The sequence below is a fragment of the Tenacibaculum bernardetii genome (assembly GCF_029125915.1).
GTDB classification, from domain to species: Bacteria; Bacteroidota; Bacteroidia; order Flavobacteriales; family Flavobacteriaceae; genus Polaribacter; species Polaribacter bernardetii.
This window is the reverse complement of the sequence record NZ_JAQJCU010000004.1, coordinates 13,302-25,637: the sequence shown is the minus strand read 5'-3', so window position 1 is coordinate 25,637 and position 12,336 is coordinate 13,302. Positions and strand designations below refer to the sequence as shown.

Annotated in this window: 10 protein-coding genes; 4 read left to right on the top strand and 6 right to left on the bottom strand. The window is 30.6% G+C overall.

The features are described 5' to 3' along the window. Positions 1-5: 5 nt before the first annotated feature. A complete protein-coding gene (locus tag P2G10_RS04325; protein ID WP_275315324.1) occupies positions 6-2,138 on the top strand; it encodes a Tex family protein in 2,133 nt (710 codons plus the stop codon). 116 nt (positions 2,139-2,254) lie between these two features. Here P2G10_RS04325 and P2G10_RS04320 read toward each other — a convergent pair whose 3' ends face one another. The 3 genes from P2G10_RS04320 to P2G10_RS04310 all read right to left on the bottom strand — a co-directional run bounded on the left by P2G10_RS04320 (position 2,255) and on the right by P2G10_RS04310 (position 6,427). Continuing rightward, the gene (locus P2G10_RS04320) at positions 2,255-5,137 is read right to left on the bottom strand and encodes a TonB-dependent receptor plug domain-containing protein (RefSeq protein ID WP_218772046.1); all 2,883 of its coding nucleotides are present in this window, start codon (positions 5,135-5,137) and stop codon (positions 2,255-2,257) included. Positions 5,138-5,166: 29 nt separating this feature from the next. Further along, entirely contained in the window at positions 5,167-5,964 is a 798-nt protein-coding gene (locus P2G10_RS04315; protein ID WP_275315323.1) for an energy transducer TonB, read from the bottom strand. Between the two features lie 127 nt (positions 5,965-6,091). Continuing rightward, complete coding sequence (locus P2G10_RS04310; RefSeq protein WP_275315322.1) at positions 6,092-6,427, bottom strand: single-stranded DNA-binding protein; 336 nt, start codon at positions 6,425-6,427, stop codon at positions 6,092-6,094. 161 nt (positions 6,428-6,588) lie between these two features. Here P2G10_RS04310 and P2G10_RS04305 point away from each other — a divergent pair, with 161 nt between their 5' ends. Together P2G10_RS04305 and P2G10_RS04300 are read left to right on the top strand one after the other, a co-directional pair. After that, a complete protein-coding gene (locus tag P2G10_RS04305; protein WP_275315321.1) occupies positions 6,589-7,131 on the top strand; it encodes a GNAT family N-acetyltransferase in 543 nt (180 codons plus the stop codon). Further along, positions 7,121-7,471: a hypothetical protein gene (locus tag P2G10_RS04300; RefSeq protein ID WP_218772042.1), complete on the top strand. Its 351-nt coding sequence runs from the start codon at positions 7,121-7,123 to the stop codon at positions 7,469-7,471. Before P2G10_RS04305 ends, P2G10_RS04300 begins: the two co-directional genes overlap by 11 nt. Here the strand turns inward: P2G10_RS04300 and P2G10_RS04295 are convergent. After that, positions 7,468-7,938 (bottom strand): CBS domain-containing protein, encoded by a 471-nt coding sequence (locus P2G10_RS04295; protein WP_275315320.1) that lies wholly within the window; start codon positions 7,936-7,938, stop codon positions 7,468-7,470. The genes P2G10_RS04300 and P2G10_RS04295 overlap by 4 nt on opposite strands. A 104-nt stretch (positions 7,939-8,042) precedes the next feature. On the opposite strand from P2G10_RS04295, the gene P2G10_RS04290 reads away from it, so the two are divergent. Continuing rightward, entirely contained in the window at positions 8,043-10,343 is a 2,301-nt protein-coding gene (locus tag P2G10_RS04290; RefSeq protein WP_275315319.1) for a M20/M25/M40 family metallo-hydrolase, read from the top strand. A gap of 58 nt (positions 10,344-10,401) precedes the next feature. Here P2G10_RS04290 and pyk read toward each other — a convergent pair whose 3' ends face one another. Continuing rightward, complete coding sequence (gene pyk / locus P2G10_RS04285; protein WP_218772039.1) at positions 10,402-11,829, bottom strand: pyruvate kinase; 1,428 nt, start codon at positions 11,827-11,829, stop codon at positions 10,402-10,404. 3 nt (positions 11,830-11,832) lie between these two features. Then, positions 11,833-12,303, bottom strand: coding sequence for an IPExxxVDY family protein (locus tag P2G10_RS04280; protein WP_275315317.1), 471 nt, complete (start codon positions 12,301-12,303; stop codon positions 11,833-11,835). Between the last annotated feature and the right edge of the window lie 33 nt (positions 12,304-12,336).

Sequence of the window (12,336 nt, the reverse complement as noted above, 5' to 3'; positions counted from 1 at the left end):
ATTCTATGCAACTCATTTCCTACATTTCATCTATTACAACTATTTCACAAAAATCAATTCAAAGCACCATTGAATTGTTAAATGAAGATTGTACCATTCCGTTTATTGCGCGTTACCGAAAAGAAAAAACTGGGAATTTAAACGAAGTTGAAATCGGACAAATAGTACAGTTAAAAGAACAATTTGAAGCTTTAGAAAAAAGAAAAGCTACAATTCTTAAAGCGCTGGAAGAACAAGATGTTTTAACCAATGAGTTAAAAGCGAAAATCGAAAAAACTAGCGATCTTACTGCGTTAGAAGATATTTATCTTCCATATAAAAAGAAACGTAAAACCAAAGCCGAAACTGCACGTAAAAACGGGTTAGAACCGTTGGCGAAGATGATTATGAGTCAGCGCGTAAATGATTTAAGTTTTACCGCTTCGAAATATATAAATGATGCAGTAGATTCGGAAGACAAAATTTTAGAAGGTGCTCGCCATATTATTGCTGAATGGATTAATGAACGTACTGATATTCGTAACAATATCCGTCATCAATTAGAACGTTATGCTTCCATTTCTACAAAGATCATCAAAACTAAAATAACCGAAGAGAAAGCACAGAAATTCAAAGATTATTTTGAATGGGAAGAGAATTTAAACCGCATTCCGTCACATAGGTTATTAGCCATTCTTCGTGCCGAAAAAGAAGGCTTTATCCGTGTAAAAATCGCTATTGATAATGAAAGAACGCTTCAGAAAATTGAAGATAGAGTTATCAACTCTCAAAACGATTGTGCTACTCAAATTGAGTTAGCAGTTGCAGATGCTTATAAGCGATTACTATTACCTTCTTTAACCAACGAAGCAATGACGCTTGCAAAGGATAAAGCGGATGAAAACGCGATAACCGTATTCGCTAAAAATTTACAACAATTGTTATTAGGTTCTCCTTTAGGTGAAAAACGAATTTTAGCAATAGATCCTGGTTTTAGATCGGGTTGTAAAGTGGTTTGCTTAAACCAACAAGGTGATTTATTACATAACGAAAATATTTACCCGAATGCACCTCAACATCAATCATCAGAAGCTAAAAATAAAATTAATTCACTAGTTGATAAACATCAAATAGAAGCAATTGCAATTGGTAACGGAACTGCATCAAGAGAAACTGAACAATTAATAAAAAGTATTCCGTTTAAAAACAACGTTGATATTTTTGTGATAAGTGAAGCCGGAGCTTCTATTTATTCAGCCTCTGAAATTGCAAGAGATGAGTTTCCTGATTATGATGTTACCGTTCGTGGAGCAATTTCTATCGGAAGAAGATTGGCAGATCCTTTAGCTGAATTGGTAAAGATTGATGCAAAATCAATCGGAGTTGGGCAGTATCAACACGATGTAGAACAATCAAAATTAAATAAATCGTTAGATACCGTTGTAGAGCATTGTGTAAATAAAGTAGGTGTTAATATAAATACAGCAAGTGCTTCGTTGCTAAGTTATGTTTCTGGTATTGGCCCGAAATTAGCAGAAAACATTGTGAATTATCGAAATGAAAATGGCGCATTTAAAAATAGAATTGCCATTAAAAAAGTGCCTCGTTTAGGCGGAAAAGCATTTGAGCAATCTGCCGGATTTTTACGTATTAAAAACAGCGATAATCCTCTAGATAATTCTGCCGTACACCCAGAACGTTATACTTTAATAAAACAAATGGCAAAAGATGCTGGTTGTAAATTAGCAGATTTAATAGGCAATACAACTGCTTTAAAACAATTAAAACTACAACACTATATTACTGACTCTTTCGGCTTACCTACGTTACAAGATATTGTAAAAGAATTAGAAAAACCCGGACTAGATCCGCGGGAAAAAGCAAAAGCATTTAGTTTTAACGAACATATTAAAACCATCGATGATGTAAGATCTGGAATGATACTTCCGGGAATCGTAAACAACATTACTAACTTTGGTTGTTATGTAGATATTGGCGTTAAAGAAAGTGGCTTAGTACACGTTTCTAACCTTTCTAATACATTTGTTAAAGATGTTAGTAAGCATGTAAGCTTGCAACAACATGTAGAAGTAAAAGTGATAGAAGTTGATGTTCAAAGAAAAAGAATACAGCTTTCTATGAGTTATAGCCATTCTTAAAAAACTGTTTTATCTCTCTAAATAACCTTAACACCTCAATTTATTATAAAAAAATAAGCTCAGCGTTAAAATTAACGCTGAGCTTATTTATATAAAAATATTACTTTCTTGTTACCTTAGTTATTAATTATCCATGAAAAATAATATAATTTACCAATTTGTCCAGTTCCTGGAGCAACAAAGTATTCTTTACCAAACAAGTTCGTTCCACCTATTTTAAATTTAGATTTCATTGATGGTATTTTATAATTTAATTGTGCATCTATAACTGTTCTTGCATCTACTTGACCTTTTACAAAAGTTGAAACCCATCTAAATTCGTCTTGCCATCTTGCATTTACATTAAATCCAAAATTTTTAAAAAGCTTCTCATTTCCAAATTGAGCTTTTACAGTGTGCTTAGGTGTATTAAAATTTGGCTCAAATGATCCAAAATCTAAATCCTCTTTCATTTCATAATTTGCGAAATTATAGTTGAAACCTAAACTGTAATTTTTAAACATTTTTGTTTGCACACCTAAACCTAATCCATATGAGTGCACTTGTGATTTAGCATTTGTAATTAAATTAAACTCACTTACATTACCAATTAATACTGCATTATTTGCATCAGCATCTAATTGTCCTGTTGCTATAACTTCACCAATATTAGGAACAGTAATATCTTGATAAAATACAAAATCGTTATGAAAACTATAATAAGTATTAAAATCTAAATATAAATTTGACCCTGCAACATTTAAAAGCCCTCTATAACCTAGCTCAAAAGTTTTAACTTCTTCTGCCACTATACTATTGTATTCTGACTTAATTAAGAACTGGTTATTTGTTATAAACTCTTGGTCATAAATTGATCTTGTTAACAATGCGTTATTAATTAAATCACCCCCCGTTACAGCTGTTGTAGTTCCATCAATTCTTCTTAGATTGTCATAAACAGAACCTACAGTAGTTTTCCTTGCTGAAGGAGCGAACATATATTGCTCTTGAATAGTAGGGTTTCTAAATCCCGTCTGAAAAGAAGCTCTTACAATTTGATCATTGCTTTCTCCTAATGCATAATTAAGTGCAACTCTTGGTGAATAATTGGCTTTAAAATTTTCAGACTTATCATAACGAATAGACCCTGTGAACTTTAATTTATCATCTAAAAATTTCTTTTGAATTTGCGTGTAAAAACCATACTCTTCAATACTAATTTCTTCTACGGCATCATTAAAAATAGTTCCTTTAGAATCAGGATTGTAATTTCTATAAGATCCTCCTAACTGAACGTCAGCCCAATCATCCAATAAACTTTTAAGGTTGTAATTACCATCAACATGCGAATAAGAACTTCTGTCATAAATCTTACTTCCTCCTTCAGTTACCAATGTTGAAGTAACTGAATTAAACCCATTATTAAACTCTTGCGTACCTGGGTTTAATCTATATTGATCTGCTGATGCTCTAGCTAATATCCTTACACTCTGGTCCACATCACTCACATTAAATGGATTACCTGAAGGTCCAATAAGTCCTGAGTAATTAGAAACTAAAGCATCTATATAGTTAACCGCATAATTATCACCCCAAGTTGGTATGTAACCTGTTGTACCAGCTAAAACTGGTATTTTAGCATCTGCTAATCTATTTAATCCTTGAGCTGTTCTTGTTAAATCATAAGTATCTCCTGCATCATTACGAGTGTAATATCCTCTAACAAAAAAGTTATCTCCTTTTATTTCTAACTTAGATTGGCCTATATAATAATTACGTTGTGCAAATCTTGATGTTATTCCTTGAAACATATTATCTCCCTTAGCCAATCTCGTTGCTAAAATAACCTCTAATGATTCATCTTTAAAAGGACGGTAATGTAAAGATGTTGAAAACTTCAAATTCTTAGATTTATAATCTCTTAGTAGCTCTCTTTCTGTATATCCTTTTCTACTTACATGAGTTCCTGTAGGGAAATTAAACGTTGAGTCTGGATCTGATGATGAAGCTGGTAAATAACCTAAAAAAACAAGTATTGGAGTCGAGCTTGCTAAATCAGCAAAATCTTCATCGCCATAAGTATTAATCCCGTCATAATCCACTGGAGTATCAAGACGTCCATCAATCATTTCATTAGTATCAATCTTCTTATTTCTAGAATCCGTAGCATGCCATTCTTCAGCCTCGTAATATGAAAAATTTACTTTAGCTGCAAAAGCATCACTAAACTTATATGCCATACGAACTGTAGCGTCATAAAAAGGGTTATTACCTGCTGCTTTCTGACTAGTAGTACCACTTTTTAACAAGAAACTTATTCCTGAATAATCAAAAGGGTTCTTAGTATTCATTAGCATAATACCATTATAAGCATTTGCACCATATAATGCTGAAGATGCTCCTGGTAATACTTCTACACTCTTAATATCTAGCTCTGAAATACCTGATAAGTTACCTGCACTAAAGTTTAAAGCAGGTGCTGCCGTATCCATACCATCAACTAATTGCACAAATCTTGAGTTACCAAAATCTGCGAAACCTCTAGTGTTTATAGATTTGTATCCATAACTAATTTCTCTAGCATCTACTCCTTTTAAATTGGCTAATCCGTCGTAAAAAGAATTTGAACTACTCTTTTTTATATCTGTTAAACCTAATCGTTCAATTGTAACCGGAGATTCTATAATTCTCTCTGGCACTCTTGATGCAGATATAACTACTTGATCTAATAAAAGATTTTCTTTAAGAATTACATTTACACTATTTTCTGATGTAACCACAATAGTCTCTGTTCTATAACCAAAAGCAGAAACATTTATTGTTTGAGGAAATTTACCATCTAATAAAATTGTAAACACACCCTCTTCATCTGATGTTGTACCTTTATTACCTCCTACAATTTCAGCACCGTAAAATGGCTCTAAATACTCATCATATACTATTCCTTTTATTTTTACTTGTGAATACATTGTTGCAATGCACAAAGTAAAAACAATAATCATTAATTGTTTTTTTAACATTTTTTAAATTATTATAAAGTTTTGAAAAATTATTCTTCTAATGAAAAGTTTATAGGAAAACCATATTTAACAGATACTGTTTTTCCATTGTTTTTGGCTGGTTTGAAATTAGGTAATTCAAACACAACTCTCTTTGCTTCTTCGTTTAATATCTCCCCATTATTTGGGCCAATAGCTTTTACGTTTCTTACATAACCGTTTTTATCGATTATAAAACGAACCCAAACCTCACCTTGTATTTGGCTTCTAATTGCCTCACTAGGATAAACAAAATACTTGTTAATATGTTTAATCATCTCTGCATTAAAGCAATCTAACTCCTCACTTTTTTTAGTATTTAAACACCCTTTAAATGTAGGAATATTATCTACGTAATAAAGTTTTGATGCTTTCATAACCTCTTCCTTCGATAACTTCTCTTTTAAGCTATTAATACTTTTTTTCAGAGTATAAATAGCTTTTTGACCATTATTCTTATTGATACTTTCAGAAACATTTACCGCTGTTTTTTTAGCTTCTATTATTTCTGTTGGCTCAACAGGAACATTAGCCTTTATTCCATTCTCTAGTAATTTTACTGGCTTTGCAATTTGTGCTATTTTTACAACCTTTCTTTTCTTTAAAAATCGTCTGTTTGCTGATATTTTAACTTTTATCTGCCTATTTTTATTTTTATTTGAATCTTTAACAGGCTCAATAGAACATTTTGTTACAGATATACTGTTCATATCTATAGAAGATTCATCTGGGGTTGAACAGACCTCGTTTTGGCCATAAAAGTTTAAAATAGTGAACATAAACACTATAAGGGAAAATTGTTTTTTCATTTTTTTATATGTAATGTTAATTCATTTATTAAAGGGGGGGTGCAAATTTACATTTAAATAAATTCATAAAAAATAAAATAAAACACTATTAATCAGCAACTTACTAAAAGTGTCTATTTTTAAAAACCTACTTATTACCTAACATTAAAAGTTCGCTTACCACAACTTCGGTTATATAACGTTTTTCACCTGCTGAAGTTTCATAAGACCTTGATGTTAATTTACCTTCAATCATTACTTCTCTTCCTTTAGTTAAATACTTTTCTACAATATCTGCTGTTTTATTCCAAGCAACTAAATTGTGCCATTCTGTATCTGTAATTTTTTCTCCTGCAGCATTTTTATAAGTTTCATTAGTTGCTATTGATAGCTTTGCTACTTTTTTCCCGCTTTCTAAAGTAATAATTTCTGGGTCATTACCTAAGTTTCCTATTAACTGTACTTTGTTTCTTAACGTATTCATAAGATAAGTTTTAAATGGTTATTATTTGCCAATTCGTTTTGACACTGCAAAGATGAAGTACCATGCTAATTAAAAACGGTTAGTAATCATTTGTTTTCGTTTGTAAATGAATGTAAATGTTTAATTAGATTTAATATCTTTGTTTATCAAACACTTAACTTATGGAATTTCATTTAGAAACTGATCGATTAATTTTAAGAGAAATACGAAAAACAGATACTAACGGAATGTTCGAGTTAGATTCTAATGAAAAAGTGTACGAATATTTAGGCAAAAACCCCATAAATACAATTCTACAAGCTGAAGAGAATATTCAGTTTATTCATCAGCAATATCAAGAGTTAGGTATCGGGCGATTTGCCTGTATTGAAAAAGAAACTGGAGAATTTATAGGTTGGTCTGGCTTAAAATTAAATACAGGCACAAAAGAAGCGTTAAACGGTTATCAAGATTTTGTGGATATCGGTTATCGTTTTATTCCGCGTTTTTGGGGTAAAGGATATGCCTCTGAAACTGCTTTTGCTTCTTTAGAATTCGGATTTAAAAAAATGAATTATGATGTTATTTACGGTGCCGCAGACACCAATAATATTGGGTCGAATAAAATTTTAAACAAAATCGGATTGCAGTTTGTAAATCAATTTAATTACAAAGATGTAAAAGTAAATTGGTATGAACTTAAAAAAGCTAACTATGGAAAATAAAAAATGTTTAGAGTGCGAAGAAAAAGTAATTGGGAGAGTTGATAAAAAATTCTGCTCAGATTATTGCCGAAATTCTTACAATAACAAAGTAAATAAAGACAGTAAAAACCTTATTAGAAATACCAATAATCGCTTACGAAAAAACTATAAAATTCTTACAGATTTAAATATTTCTGGTAAAACAAAAGTAAGCAGACGTAAGTTGTTTGATAAGGGTTTCGACTTTAAATTTATTACCTCTATTTATCACACAAAAACAGGCAACACTTATTACTATGTCTATGATCAAGGTTATTTAGAACTCGAAAGTGAATTGTTTTTATTGGTAAAACAAGATTAACTTCCCCAAGTATTTCCTTTAATTTTTAATGCTGCTTTTAACACATCCTTCTGGCTAATTTGCCCAACTAATTTTCCGTTTTCCACAATAGGAAAACGCCTTCTCTTAGATTCTAAGAACTTATTTGCAGCATCAAATATGTTCATATTACCATCAATGGTTTCTACTTTTTTAACCATTGCTTTTTCAACTGTATTATTTTTATCAATAGGTAAATTATGATACCTACTATCTGATATTTGTTTTAAACAGTCTCCTTCAGAGATAATACCAACCAACTCATTATTTTCATTTACTACCGGACCACCAGAAATTTTATTTTTAATTAATAAATCAATAACTTGCTCTATAGATTCATTTTCTTTAAACGTAATTAAATCTTTGGTCATATAGTCTGAAACCAAAAATGGTTCTGTTTTATTTTCTGATTGATTTGTTCGTTTTCCTTGAAAATTTTTAATTGCCATAAATATTATTTTTTACACTTTAAATATACTCATTTTTAGTCGGTTAATTATTCAACCACTTAAAAGATAATTTTCCTTATTTTTATACTCACATAAAATCTACTATGAAATCATCAAACAATTTTATTGCAGTAATAATTATTCTTTTAACTGTTTATTGGAGTTTTAGCGATATAACACCTACAGTTATGACTGCTGATGAAGAATTAAAAACAACTGATTTCTCATTAGTTAACGCGCTTTATCATTTAAAAAACATCTCTCAAAAAACACACCATACAGGTTCTCCTGAACATAAAGTAGTACAAGATTATATTGTAAACGAACTTCATAAATTAGGATTAGAAACTGAAATTCAACAAAAAACTGTCATAAATAAAAAATGGAGAGCAAGTACAACTCCCCAAAATATTATTGCCAAAATTAAAGGTACCGAAAACGGAAAATCATTGTTGCTTTTAACGCATTACGATTCGAATCCGCATTCTTCTCTAGGTGCCAGCGATGCTGGTTCTGGCGTTGTAACAATTTTAGAAGGTCTTCGTGCTTTTTTAGCTAAAAAAGAGCAACCTAAAAACGATATTATTATCCTTTTTTCTGATGCTGAAGAATTAGGATTACTCGGTGCTCAGGCTTTTGTGAAAAACCATCCTCTTGCAAAAAATATTGGATTGGTTTTAAATTTTGAAGCCAGAGGTAGTGGTGGTGCTAGTTATATGCTAATGGAAACAAACGGTAAGAATAAAACAATATTAACCGAATTTTTAAACTCTAATCCTAAGTATCCTGCTGCAAATTCTTTAATGTACAGCATCTATAAAAAATTGCCAAACGATACAGATTTAACGGTTTTTAGAGAAAACGGAAACATAAACGGCTTTAATTTTGCCTTTATTGATGATCACTTTGATTATCATACAGCGCAAGATTCTTATGAAAGACTCGATAGGGAAACACTACAGCATCAAGCAGAATACTTTACAACATCGTTAAATTATTTTTCGAATTCTGATTTAACAAACACCAATAGTGATAAAGATTATATCTATGTAAATTTTCCTTTTACAAAGCTTTTAACGTATCCGTTTTCTTGGGTTTTACCCATGTTTATAATCGCTTTACTATTTTTTATAGCTTTAATTTTCTTCGGATTAAAAAGAGAAAAAATAACTATTAACGGGTTATTAAAAGGTTTTATTCCTTATACCATTGCACTAGTTCTTTGTATTGGTTTATCATATGGATTATGGTTATTAATTTTAATGATACATCCCCAATATGCCGATATGTTACATGGTTTTACCTATAATGGATATCAATATATAATGGCATTTGTATGTTTAAATAGTTGGATTTTGTTTAAAATATATAACACCTGTAAAGAAGCTAAAACTACCGATTTATTTATCGCTCCGATTTTTATGGGGCTTGTTTTAAATTATGTAATAACACAATATTTACCAGGCGCAGGATTTTTTATCATTCCTATTTATGCTTCTTTATTAATGCTAGCTATTTTAATTTTCCTGAATGTTAATACCAGAACAAGTGCTACCTTATTTGCCATTATAGCAATACCTACAATATATATAATTGCACCTATATTACAATTATTTCCTGTTGCATTAGGTTTAAAAATACTATTTGTATCTGCTTTTTTATTGGTACTAATATTCGGATTTATTTTACCTGTTTTTCATCAACAAAAAAGGAAAAACAACTGGCAAAAAATTACAGGATTAACAACTATTTTTCTCTTCGGATTAGCAACTTTTAATAGCGGGTTTTCAATTGACAATAAAAAACCCAACAGCATTGTTTTTATACAAAACTCTGACACCGATACTTCTTATTGGGCGACCTACAACAAAACCTTAGATGGTTTTATAAAACAAGTTTTTAAAGATGATTTTACAGAAGGAAACCTACCTTCTATAAAAGGAAAAAGCAAATACAATACGAACTTTAGTTTTCATAAAAAAACAGCAAACAAAAACTTTAGCACTTCTATTATAACCATAAACGAAGATGTTGTTATTGGTAATGAAAGAAAATTAATTTTTACGATAACACCTACTAGAAAAATAAATAGATACGAGTTTAACAACAATGAGACTATTCCTATAAAAAACCTAAAAGTAAATGGTGCTTTTTATGATAATGGAAAAGAGTTTATTGCTGATGAAGGGACGCTTTTAATTTATCAAATGGCAAATTCAGATAAAAATATTACGATGTCTTTTACAATTGATAAAAACGTAAAACCTAACATTACATTAAATGAAATATCATACGATTTGTTATCTAATAAGAAAATGAATTTAAAACCGCGAAGTGAAATTATGATGCCAATGCCATTTATAATAAATGATGCTATTATTGTTTCTAAAAAATTAACGTTTTAAAACAAAAAAGCGCTTAACTAAAATTAGTTAAGCGCTTTTTTGTGGTTTTTATAGTTTATTAATCTATGTGAGAAACACGTAATGTGTTTACCATTCCTTTTGCTTTTACAGGCATAGATGATAAATTAATCATAAAGTCACCAGTTTTAACAAACCCTTTTTCTTTACATATTTCATTAATATCTTCTAGAGTATCATCAGTACTTAATTCACGATCGTAATAATAAGCTCTAACACCCCATAATAGATTTAACTTACCTAATATTCTTTTTTCTGAAGAAAAGGCTAGTACGTGCGATTTTGGCCTCCAGGCTGAAACCTGAAAAGCAGTATATCCACTATTTGTTAAGGTAGTAATTGCAGCTGCATTAATATCATCAGCCATTAAAGCTGCATGATGACAAACCGATTTTGTAATAAATCTGTTCGTACGAATATGTGGTGCTTCTTGTGGCACTTTAATTAAATCAGAAAATTCAACACTACCAATAATTTCTGTCATCTTTTTAATAACACGTATTGGGTGTTTTCCTACAGATGTTTCTCCAGAAAGCATTACTGCATCTGCTCCATCCATAATTGAATTTGCAACATCATTTACCTCTGCTCTTGTTGGCACCGCATTTTCAATCATTGTTTCCATCATTTGCGTTGCAATGATTACAGGAATTCTTGCTTGCTTTGCTCTTCTTACCAACATTTTCTGAATCAACGGAACGTCTTGCATTGGTACTTCTACGCCTAAATCTCCACGAGCCACCATTAATCCATCACAATACGGAATTAAAGCATCAATATTTTCAACAGCTTCTGGTTTTTCAATTTTTGCAATTACCGGAACTCTGTATCTTGATTTTTGCTTAATTAAATCGCGTAACATTCTTAAATCCTCTGGGTTTCTAACAAATGATAATGCAATCCAATCTACTTCTTGCTCTAAAGCAAAAACAGCATCTTTTTTATCTTTTTCTGTTAATGCTGGTAATGATATGTTGGTGTTTGGTAAATTAACTCCTTTTTTAGATTTTAAAGCACCACCTACAATAACCTTGGTAACAACTTCTGTTCTCTTATCTGTAGAAACTACTTCGAATAATAATTTACCGTCATCAACTAAAATTTGTTCACCTGCTTTTACGTCTTTCGGAAAACGCTGATAGGTCATAAAAGCTTTTTCTTTGGTTCCTTTACATTCTTCTGTCGTAAAAGTAAAAGTATCTCCTGCTTTTAATTCTACTCCATCATTCATTACTCCAACTCTAAGCTTAGGTCCTTGTAAATCTGCTAAAATAGCTACATTATAACCTTGCTCTTCATTAATTTCTCGTATTTGACGAATACGTTGTTTTACATCTTCATAATCGGCATGAGAAAAATTAACTCTAAAAACATTTACTCCAGAAGCTGCCATTTCAGCTAAAATTTCTTTTGTATTTGTTGCAGGTCCTAGGGTTGCTACAATTTTTGTTTTTTTGTTATGTGGCATAATTTAAAATATTAAAAAATCTTTCGACTTTAGGGATTCTACTTCTATTTTATAAGAAGTAATAATTTGAGGTATTTTATTTATCATATCAATTGTTTTCACAATGTATTCTAAATCAAAATCTCCTTCTATTTTTAAAAAGAAATCAACTTTTTTTTTCTCAGGAACAAGATGTGTTATTGAGTCGCTCTCAGAGAAAAAACCTGTTGCTACTGTTTTTTGGGTTAACTTATAAACATTGGCTATTAAAAACCAATCGTTATCTAACTCTGTATTTGTATATTCATATACCGAGTAAAAAGATTGCGTATTTTTTTTTGTGAAATCTAAATCATAACTCGCTTTACTAAAACTGGTATGTAAATACTTATTTAGTAAATACGCTAGTTTATACTCATTAAGTACCGTATGAATACCTATTAATGCATAATCACTTGCACAAAACTCGTTAATATTCAATGTATAAGTAGCCATAAAAACAACTATTTGCTTTTGGCTAAATTACTG

Coding starts and splice junctions, on each gene's coding strand:
- P2G10_RS04325 (WP_275315324.1), top strand. CDS start 6: ATGCAACTCATTTCCTACATTTCATCTATTACAACTATTTCACAAAAA.
- pyk (WP_218772039.1), bottom strand. CDS start 11,829: ATGCCACATAACAAAAAAACAAAAATTGTAGCAACCCTAGGACCTGCA.
- P2G10_RS04315 (WP_275315323.1), bottom strand. CDS start 5,964: ATGAAAAAACAATTTTCCCTTATAGTGTTTATGTTCACTATTTTAAAC.
- P2G10_RS04305 (WP_275315321.1), top strand. CDS start 6,589: ATGGAATTTCATTTAGAAACTGATCGATTAATTTTAAGAGAAATACGA.
- P2G10_RS04290 (WP_275315319.1), top strand. CDS start 8,043: ATGAAATCATCAAACAATTTTATTGCAGTAATAATTATTCTTTTAACT.
- P2G10_RS04300 (WP_218772042.1), top strand. CDS start 7,121: ATGGAAAATAAAAAATGTTTAGAGTGCGAAGAAAAAGTAATTGGGAGA.
- P2G10_RS04320 (WP_218772046.1), bottom strand. CDS start 5,137: ATGTTAAAAAAACAATTAATGATTATTGTTTTTACTTTGTGCATTGCA.
- P2G10_RS04295 (WP_275315320.1), bottom strand. CDS start 7,938: ATGGCAATTAAAAATTTTCAAGGAAAACGAACAAATCAATCAGAAAAT.
- P2G10_RS04310 (WP_275315322.1), bottom strand. CDS start 6,427: ATGAATACGTTAAGAAACAAAGTACAGTTAATAGGAAACTTAGGTAAT.
- P2G10_RS04280 (WP_275315317.1), bottom strand. CDS start 12,303: ATGGCTACTTATACATTGAATATTAACGAGTTTTGTGCAAGTGATTAT.